The following is a 16,184-nucleotide window of genomic DNA, read 5'->3' on the forward strand; positions in this document are numbered from 1 at the left end:
GTGACCCGGACCCGCCCGCGATCAAGCGAAAAGACACGACCGAGCGTCTTCTGGTTGCTCGGCGGCATCGTCGAACCGTTCACCAAGTACTTCGCCCGCATCCGCATCCACGGTGCCGAGAAGATCCCCACCGAGGGGGCGTTCATTCTCGCCCCGAACCACTACAGCGAATTCGACCCGCTCATCGTCTCGGTAACGGTGTGGGACATCGGCCGCGCGCCGCGGTTCCTCGTCAAGGAGAGTCTGTTCCGTGTGCCGGTGCTCGGGTGGGCGCTGAAGGCGACCGGCATGGTGCCGGTCTCGCGCGACTCCAGCTCGTCGTCGGCGAAGTCGACGCTGTCGGGCGCCGAGCACCTCGCAACGACCGGCAGCAGCATCATCGTCTACCCCGAGGGCACGCTCACGCGCGATCCTGACCTGTGGCCCATGCGCGGCAAGACCGGCGCCGTGCGGCTCGCTTTTGAATCCGGTGTTCCCCTGATTCCCGTTGCCCACTGGGGAGCGCAAGAGATCATGCCGAGGTACGGCGGCAAGCTCCGGTTCTGGCCTCCGCGGAAGCCGGTCGATTTCTTGGTCGGCGACCCCCTCGACCTGTCCGACTTCGACGGGCGCCACCATCAGCCCGGCGCCCTGGTCGAGGCGACCGAGCGTCTCATGAACGCGATCGCCGCGCTGCTGGAAGAGCTGCGGGACGAGAAGGCGCCGCCCGTTCGCTGGAACCCGGCCACGCACGCGCAGAAAGAGACGGGTCGCTTTGAGTCGTAAAGCTCCGGATGGTCCGAAGGTCGCCGTCATCGGCGCCGGCAGCTGGGGCACGACCTTCGGCAAGATTCTCGCCGACGGTGGTGCCGCGGTCACGATGTGGGCCCGTCGCCCCGAACTGGCGCACGAAATCGCCGAAGGCAAGCGCAACAGCGAGTATCTGCCGGGCGTCAACCTGCCCCGGTCGATGACGGCGACGGCGCACCTCTCCGAAGCCCTCGACGGTGCCACGCAGATCTACCTCTCGGTACCGAGCCAGGCCCTCCGCGAGAGCCTCAAAGCCGTCCGCCCCCTGGTCGCCGACAACGACGCCCTGCTCATCAGCCTGATGAAGGGCGTCGAGCGGCGCTCGGGCATGCGCATGAGCCAGGTCATCGAGCAGGAGCTCGCCTGCGATCCAGCGCGCATCGCCGTGGCATCCGGCCCGAACCTGGCGCTCGAGATCGCGCGAGAGCAGCCCACCGCGGCGGTCATCTCGTCGACGAGCCAAGAGACCGCGGACGCCGTCGCACGTCGAGCGCGGAACGCCTATTTCCGCTCGTTCGTGAACACGGATGTCATCGGCACCGAGTTCGGCGGCGTGCTGAAGAACCTGATCGCGGTCGCGATCGGCATCGTCGACGGCGTCGGCTACGGCGAGAACACGAAGGCGTCGATCATCACGCGCGGACTCGTCGAGATGACGGACTTCGCGGTGGCCTACGGCGCGCAGCCCGAAACTCTGCAGGGTCTCGCGGGGCTCGGCGACCTGATCGCGACGTGCCAGTCGCCGCTCTCGCGCAACAACACGGCGGGCCGACTGCTCGGTCAGGGATACTCGTTCCAGGATGTCGTGAAGCAGATGCAGCAGACGGCCGAGGGACTCGCATCCGTCGCACCCGTGCTGCAGCTGGCGAAAGAGGTCGGCGTCGAGATGCCGATCGTCGAGCAGGTCAAGCGCGTGCTGGATGGCACGATGAAGCCGCAGCAGATCGCCCCACACCTGACCACCGACGATGACACCCCCCGGGGCGAGAGGACGCAGAATGCACAAACGGGCGGTGGCGGTGCTCTTTGGCGGTCGCTCCAGCGAGCACTCGATCAGCTCCGCAACGGCGGGCGGGGTGCTGCGGGCGATTGATCGCGAGCGGTATCGGGTAATCCCGATCGGCATCACCCGCGCGGGGGTCTTCGTGCTCGAAGACGACGATCCCGACAAGTTCGCCCTCGATGCCGAGAAACTGCCGGAGGTCGACGATAACGGCACCCGCATCGTCTGGCCCGAGGGCGGCGCTGCGCGTGAACTGCGCGTGCGCCGCGCCGACGGAACGGTGGATGATCTCGGTGCCATCGACGTCGTCTTGCCGATCCTGCACGGCCTGCACGGCGAGGACGGCACGATCCAGGGGTTCCTCGACACCCTCCAGCTGCCCTATGCCGGTGGCGGGGTGCTCGATTCTGCGCTGTGCATGGACAAGCACTTCATGAAGATCGCGCTGCAGGCCGAGGGCGTGCCGGTCGCTCCCTGGGTGACCGTGCGGCGCGCACTCTGGGACAGCGACGCCGAGGGTGTGCGGACGGATGCCGCGGCACTCGGAGAAATCCTGTTCGTCAAGCCGGCTCGTGCCGGGTCAAGCGTCGGTGTCTCGAAGGTGCATCACCTGGGCGAACTCGATGACGCCCTCGCCCTGGCCTTCGCCGAGGACGACAAGGTGTTGATCGAATCGGCGCTCGTCGGGCGCGAGATCGAGGTCGCCGTGCTGGAGGGACGTGGGGGAGCACCCGCCCGGGCCTCGCTACCCGGTGAGGTCGTGCTGACGACTCGCGAGTTCTACGACTTCGAGGGCAAGTACCTCGGCGGCGACGGCGTGGACGTGCGTTGCCCGGCCGATCTGGAGGCATCCGAGATCGAGGCGATCCAGGCGCTCGGCGCGCGAGCCTTCGAGGCTGTGGACGGGCGCGGACTCGCCCGCGTGGACTTCTTCCTGACCGATGACGGGCTCGTCGTGAACGAACTCAACACGATGCCGGGGTTCACCCCGATCTCGATGTTTCCGAAGTGCTGGATCGCATCCGGCATGTCGTACGCCGAGCTCATCACCGAACTGATCGACACGGCCCTCGAGCGCGCCTGACGGGCGTCTGTTCGGCTTTTAGGGCACAGGGACGTCGGTGCAGGCCCCGTCGATGGGTAGCCGTCCGACCGACGAGGCGAGCGCCTCGAGCACGACGGCACTCGATACGCCCGTGTCGACGTTCGTGTCGAGATAGAGCTCGACCGCCGGCGTCCGCCCGAACGTGGTCACACGGAAGCGGAACTCACCGAGGTCCTCGATGATCCAGTCGACACCATCGACCGTGCTGCACGGGAGCGTCGTCGGTCCGGGCGGCTCGATGCCGCACGTCAGCAGCACAGCGGCCGGGTCACCCCACGCGCCGGTGGCCTGGGCATCCGTCTGACGCCGCTCTTTGCCGTCGAGCGTTGCGGGCAGCCGCACCGAGACCTCGGCGCAGAGCGGATCGTTCGCGCTCGGAGCGGGCTGCATGGCCACGGGTGCGGTGCAGCCGCTCAGCACGCCCGCCGACACGAGCACTGCCGCCGAGAGGACGAGCAGGCGACGCGGGGGCATCCCTCCAGCCTACCCAGGCCGTGTCGGTCGGGCCCGCGGCGGGCCATGCGCGGCCGGTGCTTCCACCTCAGCGTTCACAATTCAGTCTCCACGGACGAGCCGCAGCCCTGGGCCCCCGGTGGTTCCGGCTGTGCGCCGGGCTGCTGCCCGCGGCGAGACTGAATTGTGAACGGACTACCGTGGGTAGAGGTCGGCGAAACCGCGCGTTCGGTGGCAGGCGCGGCTGGTGGCCGGCACCGTCGGAGCAGGCAAAGTCTGTCTCAGACGGCATACAGAGGAGACGTGGATGACCGAACTGGACGATCCGCGGGTGGGGGACCTCGCCGAGTCCACCATCCTGCGCGTCATTCTCGACAGCGTCGGCATGGCCGAGGGGGCCGAGGTAGGGCCCGGCGATGACGCTGCCGTCCTACGCGTTCCGGACGGTCGTGTTGTGGCGACGACCGACACGCTCGTGCACGGCCCGGACTTTCGGCTGGCCTGGTCGTCGGGCACCGATCTCGGGTGGAAAGCAGCCGCGGTGAACCTCGCCGACGTCGCGGCGATGGGGGCACGCCCGACCGGCTTGCTCGTCGCGCTAGCGATGCCCGCCGACACCCGCCTGTCGTTCGTGCGCGCTCTCGCGGAGGGACTTGCCGCGTGCTGCAGCTCGCTCGCGCCCGGCTGCGCGGTGATCGGCGGTGACCTGACCATCTCGTCCACGCTGACGATCGCCGTGACGGCTCTCGGATCGCTCGAGGGCCGCGCACCGGTGCTCCGCTCGGGCGCACGCCCGGGGGACGTCGTCGCATTGGCTGGGGCAGCCGGTGTGGCAGCGCGCGGGATCGATCTGTTGTTTTCGCGATTCACGGATAGCTCGGGCCCTGTCGCCGTCGACCGGGCGACGCTCAACGCGGCCGAGCTCGAGGCGCTCGACGCCCAGCTGCGCCCGTCGCCCCCGATCGGACAGGGCGTGGCGGCGGCGGATGCCGGTGCCACCGCCATGATGGATGTGTCGGACGGACTCGCTCTCGACGCGACGCGCCTGGCGGAAGCATCCGGGGTGACGCTCGCGCTTCGCATTGCTGAGGTCGGCGGCGATCCGCGCTGGGCCATCGATGGCGGCGAGGACCATGCGCTGCTCGCGACCTTCGCCCGCGGCTCGGACCTGCCGGAGGGATTCCGCGTGATCGGCGACGTCACAGCGGCGGGTGCGCATCCGTTGCTGCTGGATGGTGAGCCCCGAGCACCCCGCGGTTGGGACCCGTACCGGGACTGGGACGCCGGAATTGGCTGAGCCGGACGTGGGCGTGTCCCGTCAGTGTGCCTGCCAGATGACCGTGTCGCCGTAGGTGCGTTCGCGCGCGAGTGCCAGACCCGCTGGCCATCCTGGCTCGGGTGAGTGCCGCGAACGTTCGACGACGACCAGGCCGTCCTCCGCCAGATGCGGCGCGAGGAGCGAGAGGGTTGCGGTCAACTCCGATTCTCCGAGCTCGTAGGGCGGGTCGAGAAACACGAGATCGAAGGGGCCGACGGGGCCGCGCAAGTACGCATCCGCCGCGATCGTGTGCACGCGTCCGAGCCCCGTACGACCGAGGGATCGCTCGACCCGGCCGATATTTTCGCGCGCGATCGCCGCGGCCGGGCGAGACAACTCAACCAGGTCGACGGATGCGGCACCCCGAGACAGGGCCTCGAGGCCCAGCGCGCCGGAACCCGCGTACAGGTCCAGGACGCGCGCGTCGTCCAGCGCACCCGCCGACTCCATCCCGGCGAAGAGCGACTCGCGCACGCGGTCGCTCGTGGGACGTGTGCCGCGAGCGGGGACGGCGAGCCGGATGCCGCGGGCGTCGCCGGCGATGATCCGGGTCATCCCCTCACCCTACAAACCGCGCGCACCGATGACGCACACGCCGGGCACAGCGACGTCCCACCCGCGAACTAGAGTCGTGGCATGTCGTCGGTGGTTCTCGAAACCCGACTCGAGGGCGTCGTGGGTGGCAAGACCTCCGCGGCCCTCGAGCGAGCATTTGGCATGCGAACGGTCGGCGACCTGCTCGCCCACTATCCCCGGCGTTACGCCCAGAGGGGTGAGCTGACGCCGATCCGCGATCTGCCGGTGGGGGAGCAGGTCACGATCGTCGCCGAGGTCGTCAGCGCGGGCGAACGTCGTATGCAGGCACGCAAAGGGTCGATTCTCGAGGTCGTCATCAGCGACGGGCAGGGTCGCCTCACGCTCACGTTCTTCAACCAGACGTGGCGTCTGAAAGAGCTCCACGCGGGCCGGCGGGGGATCTTCGCGGGCAAGGTCGGCGAGTACCGCGAGACCAAACAGCTCGCACACCCCGACTACGAGCTCTTCGACGACGAAGAAACCGCACGTCGCAGCGCCCAGGAATATGCGAACCTGCCGATCCCGATCTATCCCGCCACGTCGACGATCGCGAGCTGGCAGCTGGGCAAGATCATCGCGATCGTGCTCGACGCCCTCGGTGAGGTGGACGATCCGATCCCCGCTGCGCTGCGTTCGCGCAAGGGTCTGGTGCCGGCGCGGGATGCCCTCGAGAAGATCCATCGCCCGGCGTCCGATACCGACGTTTACATCGCCCACGAAACGCTGCGGATGCACGAGGCCCTCGTACTGCAGACGGCGCTCCTCCAGCAGCGTGCCGCGGTCCGCGCCCTGTCGGCTCGCCCGCGCCCGGCACAGGAGGGCGGCTACCTCGAGCGCTTCGACGCGGCGCTGCCGTTCTCGCGGACACCCGACCAGGACGACGTCGGTGAACGGATCGCGGCCGACCTGGTCGGCGCGTGGCCGATGAACCGGCTCGTCCAGGGTGAGGTGGGGTCGGGCAAAACTCTCGTTGCCCTGCGCGCGATGCTGCAGGTGGCGGAGTCCGGCGGACAATCCGCGCTGATCGCTCCGACGGAGGTGCTCGCCGGGCAGCACGTGCGCTCGATCGCCCGGATGCTGGGACCCGATCTGGCTCCGGAACTCATGCCGACCCTGCTCACGGGTCAGCAGGGTGCCGCGGATCGGCGCCGCGCAGCGCTCCGTGTCGCGTCGGGGCAGGCCCTGATCGTGATCGGAACACACGCGCTCCTGAGTGACACGACCACTTTCGCCGACCTCGGCCTCGTCGTGGTCGATGAGCAGCACCGCTTCGGCGTCGAGCAGCGTGAGACATTGCGCGCGAAGGGCTCCAGCCCGCACGCCCTCGTCCTGACGGCGACGCCGATTCCGCGCACCGTCGCGATGACCGTCTTCGGCGACCTGGACGTGTCGACCATCCGAACCATGCCCGCCGGCCGCGCCGGCATCGAAACCTTCGTTGCGCCGGTCGGGGAGCGCCCGGCCTGGTTCGAGCGTGTCTGGCAGCGCGCCGCAGAAGAGGTGTCGAAGGGGCATCAGGTCTTCGTCGTCTGCCCCGCGATCGATGTCGAGGCCACGGGCAAGGCGGCGACCGACGACACCGTCGAGGCTCCACCCGTCGCGGGGGAGTCGGCGCGAGAGCGTTGGGGGGTGGTGCAGGTGGATCGGATGCTCGCCGCTCGCGCCGACTTCGCCGACCTGCGCGTTTCGATTCTGCACGGGCGCATGCCCGGGGATGAGAAGGATGCGACGATGCGGGCCTTCGCCGACGGCCAGATCGACGTGCTCGTCGCGACCACCGTGATCGAGGTCGGCGTCGACGTTCCCAATGCCTCGACCATGATCATCCTCGAGGCCGACCGTTTCGGTGTCTCGCAACTGCACCAGCTGCGGGGCCGTGTCGGCCGCGGAGGCGTCCCCGGCCTGTGTCTGCTCGTCACCGAGGCGCCGGGCGGAACGCCCGCTCGCGCCCGCGTCGAGGCCGTGGCGCGCACACTCGACGGCTTCGAACTCGCCGAGGTCGACCTCGAGCTGCGGGGTGAAGGCGATGTGCTGGGAGACATCCAATCGGGCGCTCGCTCGTCGCTACGGTTGCTGCGCGTTGTGACGGATGCTCCGCTCATCGCCGAAGCGCGCGCTGAAGCCGAGGGGATTCTTCGCGACGATCCGGACCTGAGCGCCCATACCGGGCTCGCTCGTGCCATCGATCGTCGTCTGGACGTCGAGGACCGCGCGGCGATGGCGCGCAACTGATCGAAAGTATGCCGAGAAGCGCCGTCGGACGTAACGCTGCTCGGTCACGTGCGGTGAGCGCGGATAGGCTGGCCGAGTGAACAACAGGATCGCGGTCGTTCCGGGTTCGTTCGACCCGCCGACCCTCGGCCATCTCGATGTCATCCGTCGCGCTGCATCGCTGTACGACTCGCTGCACGTCCTCGTCGTGCACAACCCCGACAAAGAAGCGATGCTCCCCATCGCCCACCGTCTGGAGTTGCTCGAGCAGTCGATCGCCGAGAGCGGGATCGACGGTGAGATCATCGTCGCGTCGTGGAGCATGGGCCTCCTGGTCGACTACGCCACCGATGTGGGTGCGGGAGTGCTCGTGAAAGGCATCCGTTCGCAGATCGACGTCGTCTACGAAACGCCCATGGCGATCGTGAATCGTCACCTCGCGCACGTGGAGACCGTCTTTCTCCTGCCCGATCCGTCCCACGCTCTCGTGTCGAGTTCGCTCGTGCGTCAGGTTGCGGGGCTGGGCGGGGATGTCTCGCCCTACGTACCGGCGCCCGTCGCGCGATTCCTCGCCACGGGAACCAGCGCCGGCTAGAGCCCCCTCGCGTGCTGGCAGGCCGGGCGCGCGGGTCGGCTGACCCCGACGCAGCGCACCGCGGGTAGCATGGTCCCCCGTGAGAAACCGCAGGCCAGGACCATTCGCCATCAACGTCCGCGACATCGAGCGCCGTCCGGGCGAGATGCGCGAGCACGACTTCGAGGTGACCCTCGCCGAGCGATGGGGCGAAGGCCTCGTCCACCTCGAGCAGGGCGGCGCGATCGACGTGGATGTGAGGCTCGAGTCCGTCCACGAGGGCATTCTGGTCACCGGAGAGGCGCACGGGGAGTACGTCGGGATCTGCGGCCGCTGCCTGATCGACATCGCCGCGCCCCTCGAAGTCGAATTCCAAGAGCTTTTCGCGTACCCTGGACAGGAAACATCTGACTTCGAGGTTCAAGACGATCACGTGGATCTTGAAACTCTTGTCAGGGATGCGGTCATTCTGTCGCTTCCGTTTCAGCCGGTATGCCAGCCGGATTGCCCCGGGTTGGACCCGGTAACGGGCGAGCGACTGGCCGATACGGATAGTACTTCTTTGAGTTCCGACCTCGATCCACGCTGGTCGGCGCTCAGGCAACTGGCCCAGGACGACGCTTCAGCGAGCGCCCGCGAGCCGGACCAGAACCCCTAAGACTCGAACGAAAGAGATAGAGCCATGGCAGGTAACCCCCCGAAGCGCAAGGTTTCGCGCTCCAACACCCGTTCGCGCCGCGCGCAGTGGAAGGCCGAGCCCATCGCGCTCGTCAAGACCATCGAGAACGGCAAGGTCGTCTACAGCCGTCCCCACCAGGCCAAGGTGGTCACCGACTCGCAGGGAACCGAACTGTTCCTCGAGTACAAGGGCCGCAAGGTCGCCGACGTCTGATCGGCTCGCTGTAGCCGTGGCAGTGCTTCCGGGGGGGAGACGCGCTCTTGTCCAGCGCCTCGGGGTCGTCATTGACCCCGGTTTGCTGACGCTTGCGCTGACCCACCGCTCGTACGCGTATGAGAACGGTGGCACGCCGCACAACGAGCGCCTCGAGTTTCTCGGGGACTCGATCCTCGGTCAGGCCGTGACGGTGATGTTGTTCACGCGGCATCCTGAGCTCGACGAGGGATCTCTGGCGAAGCGCCGGGCGAGCCTCGTTTCGACGGTTGCTCTCGCCGAGGCCGCGCGCCACATCGACCTGGGCCGCCACGTCCTTCTCGGGCGGGGTGAAGAGCAGACCGGTGGACGCGACAAGGACTCGATCCTCGCCGACACCACGGAAGCGATCATCGGAGCGACGTACCTGTCGGCCGGAGCGGAAGCCGCGACCGACCTCGTGCTGCGTTTGATGGAACCCCTGCTCGGTGACCCCGAGCGCTACGGGGCCGCGATGGATCCGAAGACGAGCCTGCAGGAACTGGCTGCTCGCCGACAGGAGTCGCCGCCCGCGTACTCGGTTCAGGCGGCGGGTCCCGATCACAACCGCATCTTCACCGCCACGGTGCGGGTCGGCGCCACCGCGGCGCAGGGCGTCGGTTCCAGCAAGAAGTCCGCCGAGATGGCTGCTGCACTCGCGGCCTGGCGGGACATCACGACGCGAGACGTCGAGAGCGACGACATCTCCGCGAGTGCCTGAGCTTCCCGAGGTCGAGGTCGTTCGCGCCGGGCTTTCCCCTGCTGTGACCGGTGCCCGCATCGTCGCTGTCGACGCACGGGACCCTCGCGCTCTGACCCGGCACACGGGAGGGCCGCTCGATTTCGAGGCCCGCCTGCGAGGGCGCAGCATCACCGGAGCGGCACGGCGCGGCAAATTCCTCTGGTTGCCTCTTGATGCCGATAGTACGGACGGCGAGAATCTATCCGATGTGCCCGAGGCGATTCTCGTCCACCTCGGGATGAGCGGACAGATGCTGCTGCGCGCAGACGGCGCATCGATCGAACGTCACGAACGCATCCGCCTGTCGATCGAGCACGCCGACCACGGGCCCCTCGATGTCGTATTCGCCGATCAACGCACGTTCGGATCGCTCGCGATCGACCACCTCGTGCCGACCGCGGATGGCGAGGCGGCCGGATGGGGCACACCGGATCCGCTTCTGCCGAGTCAGGTCTCGCACATCGGTCGTGACCCGCTCGACCCCGCATTCCGCGACCGAGCGTTTGTGCAGGCGCTGTCCCGGAAGGACTCGGCGATCAAGCGCGTGTTGCTTGATCAGACCCTGGCGAGTGGCATCGGGAACATTTACGCCGACGAGGCGCTCTGGGCGGCACGCATCCATCCCGAGACTCCCGCTCGTACGCTTTCGTCGCGCGCCGCCGGACGATTGCTCACGGAGGTGCGGGCGGTGCTGAACCGCGCGCTGGCCGAGGGTGGCACGAGCTTCGACGCGCAGTACGTCAACGTCAACGGCCAGGCCGGCTACTTCGCGCACAGTCTGCGGGCGTACGGCCGCACGGGTCAGCCGTGCGAGAGGTGCGGGCGGCCGATCGTGCGCGCATCCTTCATGAATCGTTCGAGCCACTTCTGTCCGCGCTGCCAGCGCCTCCCGTCGCCGCGACCCTGACCCTCGTTCACCGTGCGCCGCGCTGCAGCCTTTCTTGGCGCCGAAACACCCCCTCCGCGGCCAAACACCCCGTGCCAGGGGGTGTCTCGGCGCACCAGGGGTGTTTCGGCGAAGTCGCGGTGGAGTGAGGGACGGATGTCGGAGGTCAGGCGCCCAGCACCTTCTTCCACGCACCCTCATAGGCGATCGGCGCGAAGCCGATGGCCTCGTTGATGTCGAGCATCGGGCGATTCTCCTCGGCGTTGTACGTGATCACGCGGGGCGACTCGGGTGCGATGTCCCGCCACGCCCGAAGGCCCGCGCACTTCACGAGCATGCCGAGGCGGTGGCCGCGGTGCTCGCTCAGCACGAGCGTGTCCTCCTGATGGGATGCGGCGGTGCGGTCCGGCCCGATCGCCAGCTCGTTGAACGCACACAGCTCACCCGTCTGGATGTGCTGCGCCGCCGTGACGTGCAGCAGGCGGCCCGCATCGATCGCACGTGCGTCATGGATCGCGACGCGTGTCGCATCCCACTTCTCTTCGTCGTACTCGATCGCCGCGGACGGGGCATCCGTCACCATGCGCGACTTCATCCACGCGTAGCCGTCGGCGAATTCCGGGGGAGTGGGGGCATTCCATGACACGACTCGATAGCCCTCGGTTGCCGCAGTGGCCTCCGCGAGAAGGCGGTCGACGTTGTCCCGCGTCGCCCGTAGGTCGAGTGCGCTGTTGCGCTCGATCTGCTCGAGCGTGAATCCGTGCCGCACGAAGAATCGCGCGCCGGGGTCCTCCGCGGGAATGCTGCCGAAGCCGGTCGGAGGCTCGAGCCTGGGACCAGGGCGGTCCGGGTGCTCCGCCCACGACTGCAGGATCGTGCGCTTGTTCTCGCGCGCCACCCGTTCGATCAGCGCGAGAGCTTCGGTGCCGATGCCCCGACCCCAGACATCCGGAAGCAGCTCGATGAACATATATGCGACGCGCGAGTCGGTCTCGACGGGTAGGTCGAGACCGACTCGCCCAACCGGACGTCCGCGGTCGAGAACGAGCCACATCATGCGGATCTCGTACGGTTCGGGCCGGTAGCTGGGCAGCAGTTCGGCGGGTGAGAGGGATTGATCGTCGTGACCCGAGATATGCCGGTAGACCGCGTTTCTCACCTCGGTCATGGCGCGGAAGTCCGCCGCGCCATCGGCATCCACACTCTCGGGGATGACCAGCGGCCGGTATTCGATACCGGCGAGGGTCTTGCTCATCAGGTTTCTCTTTCGTCAGATGTTCGGATGCAGGGGTGCGGATGCACGGCGTCGGATCAGGCGCCGTGCATCCACAAGCGGGTTGCCAGGGCCGCCTCGGCCTCGCGCTGCGCCCGCTCCTGGGCAAGGAAGGCGCGGTGCCGGTGACGCGCGAGCGCCTCGGCGTTCGACACGGGGCGTGAGCCCCAGAGCACGAGCCACAGGCCGACGCGCATCGCGGCGCGATCGAGCCAGGATGCTCCGGCGACGCGGTTGGTGGTCGGCGCGAGGAGCGCGAGCGGTTCGGGCGGGTGGGACAGGTGCGGCTGCTTCAGCTGCGTATTCATGGTGGTTCCTCGGATGGGAAGAGAGAAGTGGGTGAATCGAGGGAAGCCGGAGTGGAGGCATCCGGATCCCGTCGCCGGCTACGCGCGAAAGTGCGCCGAGAGGGCCGGTCGGGCGGGAGGGAATGCGGGCGAGCCGCTGGGCGGACCGCGCACGCGTGAGGAACGAGCCCGGCGACGGGCAGAGTTCTCCTACGCGCGGGTCAGCTGCCGGTGTGGGCGCGGTGTCCCGAGAAGGCGCCGAGGGAAACGGTCACCAGGGGGAACGCGACGACTCCTCCGAGAGCGGAGCGAGTGGCGGTAATGCGGGTGCGTGTGCAGTTCATCAACATGGTGACCTCCTTTCAAACCTCTGACGCGAGAAGCGACGCTAGCGCGGACCCGGTCGCCGCGTCAAGCCGATTCACAGAAATCGTGGACGCCCGGGCGTTGCCTGACGGGAGGCACGCCCCGCCTCGGGTAGCCTGAACCGCACTGTAATGCTGGGTCGGAGGCTGAATTCATGCACCTGAAGAGCGTGACGCTCAAGGGGTTCAAGTCGTTCGCCCAACCCACGACGTTCGCGTTCGAGACGGGCGTGACGGCGATCGTCGGCCCCAACGGATCCGGAAAATCCAACGTGGTCGACGCCCTCGCCTGGGTGATGGGCGAGCAGGGCGCGAAGACGCTCCGCGGCGGCAAGATGGACGACGTCATCTTCGCCGGTACGTCGACGCGCGGCCCTCTCGGTCGCGCCGAGGTGCAGCTCACAATCGACAACGCGGATGGTGCGCTGCCGATCGAGTACTCCGAGGTCACGATCAGCCGCACGCTGTTCCGCAACGGTGCGAGCGAGTACGCGATCAACGGCGACACCTGCCGACTGCTCGATGTGCAAGAGCTGCTGAGCGACTCGGGCCTCGGGCGGGAGATGCACGTGATCGTCGGTCAGGGCCGGCTCGACACGGTGCTGCAGGCGAGCCCCGAAGATCGGCGAGGCTTCATCGAAGAAGCCGCGGGCATCCTGAAGCATCGCCGCCGCAAGGAGAAGACCCTCCGCAAGCTCGAGGCGATGGAGGCGAATCTCACGCGACTGAGCGACCTCGCCGGGGAGATCCGACGGCAGTTGAAGCCGCTGGGTCGTCAGGCCGAGATCGCGCGTGAAGCCCAGACGATCGCGGCCGTCGTGCGTGACGCCAAGGCCCGCTTGGTCGCCGACGAACTGGTGGGGTTGCGCAACGAACTCGCGGCACATGTGCGCAGTGAGCATGAACGCCACTCCGAGCGACTGGTGCTGCAGGAACGCGCGGACGACGTCCGCAAGCGTGTCGAGGTGCTCGAGACCGAGCGTCGGGGATCGGATGCGGTCGACGCGGCCCGCAGCGTGTTGTTCGAACTCGAACGGGTCCGCGAGAGGTTGCGTGGATTGTTCACGCTCGCAAATCAGCGCATCGCGCTGCTCGGATCGGCCGATGAGCAGACCGAGATCGGTTCGAGCGTTTCGCAGGCGGACATCGACGAGGCGCGCGCGGAGATCATCGAGCTGCGCGACGCCGTGGACGCCGCGGCCGAGATCGCGACGGATGCTGGTCGTGCCGTTGCGCACGCCCGCGCCGAGCTCGACGCTCTCGACACCGATATCGCCGCACAGAGTGCCCTCGTCTCCGAGCATGAGATGCGCATCACGGCCCTTCGCGGGTCGGCGGATGCCGCGGCATCCGCTCTGGCCGCCGTCCGGGGCGCCGTGCTCCGCCAGCAGAACGCGCTCGATGCGGCCCTCGCCCGGCGCGCGGCCGCTGCCGAGGCGCTCGACGGCCTCGAACCTCTGCCGCAGCCAGCCGGAGACGTCGACCATCCCGCCGCGTACGACCATGCCCAGCGTGCTGTCGCCGACGCGGATGCCGAGCTCGCGGGTATTCGCGACCGCCTGCACGAGGCCGAGCGTGAGGCCGGTGCCTTGACCGCGCAGACGGCCGCGCTCACCCGCGCGCTCGACGTGCGCAATGGCGCCTCGGCCCTGATCGAACGGGGACTCGCCGGTGTGCGGGGCCTCGTGGCGGACGGCATGCAGGTGCGTCCGGGGTACGAGGCCGCCGTTGCTGCGGTTCTCGGGTCTGTGGCCGAAGGATTGCTCGTGGATTCGCGTGACGAGGCGTTCGGCGCCCTCGCCGAGGCCGAGCGCGCTCAGCTCGGGTCTGTGGAGGTCGTCGTGGGCGACGCGGACGGGTCGGCATCCACGAGTTTCCCGACCCTCGACGGCATCGTTCCCGCCCTCGACGTCGTCACCGCGCCGAGCGGAGTTTTGGGCCTGCTCGCGCATGTCGCCATCGCCGATGATCTCGATGCAGCACGCGCCGCGTGGCCGCGCCTGCAAGAGGTCGCGAGCGGCACACCCCTCACGGTCGTCACACTCGCGGGCGAGGTCGCGACCGCGTATCTGTTGCGCGGGGGGAGCGGCGGGTCGCCGTCGCGCCTCGCTTTGGTAGCCGAAAGGGATGCCGCGGCTGATCGGTTGAGCGAGCTGACCGTGATCGTCGATTCGCTCCGCGAAGCATCGGCCGACGCGAAGGCCGGCCTCGCCGAATCACGACAGAAGGCAGCGGCGGCGCTACACGATATGCGGGCGTACGACGCCGCCCTCGCCGCGCGGGCCGAGCACGTCAACCGTGTGACGGTGCAGCATGAGGCCGCGGTAGCCGAGTGCGAGCGCCTCGAGGCGGGTCTGGTTCAGGCTGAGTCTGCCGTCAGCGAAGCGGAGGCCGCGGCACACCGCACCGCGCGTGAACGTGACACCGCGCTCGAAGCACCGCGGCCGATCCTCGATGCGTCGGCGCGGGAGGGCGTGCTCGGTGAGGTCGAGGCGGCGCGTGAGTCCGAGATGCGCGCCCGACTCGAGGTCGAGACGCTGCGCGAGCGCGTGCGTGCGCAGGAGGCGCGGGTCGTTTCCCTCGAACGGCGTCGCGAGAGCGAGCGCGCCGCCGCCGAAGAAGCTGCCCGTCGGGCCGTCATCCGACGCGCTCAGCGCGAGGCTGCCGCCGGGGTGATCGCGCGGGTGCCGCACGTGCTCGATGCGGTGGAGCGATCCGTCGCGCAGGCCGGCATGGATCTGGCCAATGCCGAGCGTGAGCGCACCGAGCAGAACGTCGAATTGGCGACCCTTCGCGAGCAGGACGTGCAGCTGCGTGAGCGCCTCGCGGCCCTGACGGAGGGTGTGCATTCGCTCGAACTGCGCATTCATGAAAAGCGCCTGCATGTGTCCGGGCTCCTCGACCGCGCGCGATCGGAGCTTGGTCTCGAGGAAGATATTCTTATCGAGGAATATGGTCCGGATCGCGAGGTACCCACACCCGAGGCCGGCGAAGATTCATCCGAACCCTTCGACCGTTCGCGTCAGCAGCGGCGTCTGCAGCAGGCCGAACGCACGCTTGCTCAGCTCGGCCGGGTGAATCCGCTCGCGCTGGAGGAGTTCGCGGCTCTCGAGCAGCGGCACGCATTCCTGGTCGAACAGCTGGGCGATCTGACGCAGACGCGCAAGGACCTGATGACGATCATCGGCGACCTGGACGAGCGGATGCAGACGATCTTCGCCGCGGCCTTCGACGATACGAAGGCGGCTTTCGCCGAGGTCTTCCCCGTGCTGTTCCCCGGCGGAACGGGAAGCATCTCTTTGACCGACCCCGACAACATGCTCACGACGGGCATCGAGGTGTCGGTGCGCCCGGCGGGCAAGAAGATCGAGCGTCTCTCGCTGCTGTCGGGCGGAGAGCGCTCGCTCGCGGCCGTCGCCCTGCTCGTGGCGATCTTCAAGGCGCGCCCGAGCCCGTTCTACATCCTCGACGAGGTCGAGGCAGCGCTCGACGATGCGAACCTCGGTCGCCTGCTGAGTGTGTTCGAGCAGCTGCGCGAGAGCAGCCAGCTGATCGTCATCACTCACCAGAAACGGACCATGGAGATCGCGGACGCCCTGTATGGCGTTTCGATGCGCCAAGACGGGGTCTCGGCTGTCGTCGGGCAGCGCGTCGGCGATCGAACGTCCGAGCGCGCCTCCGCGTAGGCTGGA

At 68.4% G+C, this 16,184-nt stretch carries 15 protein-coding genes; 11 read left to right on the plus strand and 4 right to left on the minus strand.

All coding sequences use genetic code 11. The features are described 5' to 3' along the window. Genes CGU34_RS08940 through CGU34_RS08950 form a run of 3 tightly spaced genes read left to right on the plus strand, consistent with a single transcriptional unit; the run spans position 1 to position 2,876 of the window. Complete coding sequence (locus CGU34_RS08940) at positions 1-765, plus strand: lysophospholipid acyltransferase family protein (RefSeq protein WP_036300879.1); 765 nt, start codon at positions 1-3, stop codon at positions 763-765. Next, complete coding sequence (locus CGU34_RS08945) at positions 755-1,882, plus strand: NAD(P)H-dependent glycerol-3-phosphate dehydrogenase (RefSeq protein WP_036300875.1); 1,128 nt, start codon at positions 755-757, stop codon at positions 1,880-1,882. Before CGU34_RS08940 ends, CGU34_RS08945 begins: the two co-directional genes overlap by 11 nt. Next, on the plus strand, positions 1,788-2,876 hold the full coding sequence (locus tag CGU34_RS08950) for a D-alanine--D-alanine ligase family protein (RefSeq protein WP_036300872.1): 1,089 nt from the start codon (positions 1,788-1,790) through the stop codon (positions 2,874-2,876). Before CGU34_RS08945 ends, CGU34_RS08950 begins: the two co-directional genes overlap by 95 nt. 18 nt (positions 2,877-2,894) lie before the next feature. On the opposite strand, the gene CGU34_RS08955 is transcribed toward CGU34_RS08950, so the two are convergent. After that, complete coding sequence (locus CGU34_RS08955; RefSeq protein WP_036300869.1) at positions 2,895-3,371, minus strand: DUF3515 family protein; 477 nt, start codon at positions 3,369-3,371, stop codon at positions 2,895-2,897. A 286-nt stretch (positions 3,372-3,657) separates the two neighbouring features. On the opposite strand from CGU34_RS08955, the gene thiL reads away from it, so the two are divergent. Next, complete coding sequence (gene thiL / locus CGU34_RS08960; protein WP_036296886.1) at positions 3,658-4,647, plus strand: thiamine-phosphate kinase; 990 nt, start codon at positions 3,658-3,660, stop codon at positions 4,645-4,647. A 21-nt stretch (positions 4,648-4,668) separates the two neighbouring features. Here thiL and rsmD read toward each other — a convergent pair whose 3' ends face one another. Further along, entirely contained in the window at positions 4,669-5,223 is a 555-nt protein-coding gene (gene rsmD, locus CGU34_RS08965; protein WP_036296888.1) for a 16S rRNA (guanine(966)-N(2))-methyltransferase RsmD, read from the minus strand. 81 nt (positions 5,224-5,304) lie between these two features. On the opposite strand from rsmD, the gene CGU34_RS08970 reads away from it, so the two are divergent. The 6 genes from CGU34_RS08970 (at position 5,305) to mutM (ending at position 10,588) form a co-directional block, all read left to right on the plus strand. Next, complete coding sequence (locus CGU34_RS08970) at positions 5,305-7,476, plus strand: ATP-dependent DNA helicase RecG (RefSeq protein WP_036296891.1); 2,172 nt, start codon at positions 5,305-5,307, stop codon at positions 7,474-7,476. 76 nt (positions 7,477-7,552) lie between these two features. Further along, positions 7,553-8,050 carry a pantetheine-phosphate adenylyltransferase gene (gene coaD, locus CGU34_RS08975; RefSeq protein WP_036296894.1) on the plus strand — a complete coding sequence of 166 codons (498 nt, stop codon included), beginning with the start codon at positions 7,553-7,555 and terminating at the stop codon, positions 8,048-8,050. 145 nt (positions 8,051-8,195) lie between these two features. Further along, on the plus strand, positions 8,196-8,687 hold the full coding sequence (locus CGU34_RS08980) for a YceD family protein (RefSeq protein WP_051513164.1): 492 nt from the start codon (positions 8,196-8,198) through the stop codon (positions 8,685-8,687). Between the two features lie 24 nt (positions 8,688-8,711). Next, positions 8,712-8,921 (plus strand): 50S ribosomal protein L32, encoded by a 210-nt coding sequence (gene rpmF / locus CGU34_RS08985; protein WP_036296900.1) that lies wholly within the window; start codon positions 8,712-8,714, stop codon positions 8,919-8,921. A gap of 16 nt (positions 8,922-8,937) precedes the next feature. Beyond that, positions 8,938-9,660 (plus strand): ribonuclease III, encoded by a 723-nt coding sequence (gene rnc, locus CGU34_RS08990; protein WP_051513166.1) that lies wholly within the window; start codon positions 8,938-8,940, stop codon positions 9,658-9,660. After that, positions 9,653-10,588, plus strand: a complete 936-nt coding sequence (mutM, locus tag CGU34_RS08995) for a bifunctional DNA-formamidopyrimidine glycosylase/DNA-(apurinic or apyrimidinic site) lyase (RefSeq protein ID WP_036296903.1) — start codon at positions 9,653-9,655, stop codon at positions 10,586-10,588. Before rnc ends, mutM begins: the two co-directional genes overlap by 8 nt. Positions 10,589-10,733: 145 nt before the next feature. On the opposite strand, the gene CGU34_RS09000 is transcribed toward mutM, so the two are convergent. After that, positions 10,734-11,822 carry a GNAT family N-acetyltransferase gene (locus CGU34_RS09000; RefSeq protein WP_036296906.1) on the minus strand — a complete coding sequence of 363 codons (1,089 nt, stop codon included), beginning with the start codon at positions 11,820-11,822 and terminating at the stop codon, positions 10,734-10,736. 56 nt (positions 11,823-11,878) lie between these two features. Continuing rightward, on the minus strand, positions 11,879-12,148 hold the full coding sequence (locus CGU34_RS09005; RefSeq protein WP_036296908.1) for a hypothetical protein: 270 nt from the start codon (positions 12,146-12,148) through the stop codon (positions 11,879-11,881). Between the two features lie 499 nt (positions 12,149-12,647). Here CGU34_RS09005 and smc point away from each other — a divergent pair, with 499 nt between their 5' ends. Further along, positions 12,648-16,178 (plus strand): chromosome segregation protein SMC, encoded by a 3,531-nt coding sequence (smc, locus tag CGU34_RS09010; protein WP_100813891.1) that lies wholly within the window; start codon positions 12,648-12,650, stop codon positions 16,176-16,178. Positions 16,179-16,184 lie beyond the last annotated feature (6 nt).

It is taken from the genome of Microbacterium lacus, assembly GCF_002812805.1.
Lineage (GTDB): Bacteria > Actinomycetota > Actinomycetes > Actinomycetales > Microbacteriaceae > Microbacterium > Microbacterium lacus_A.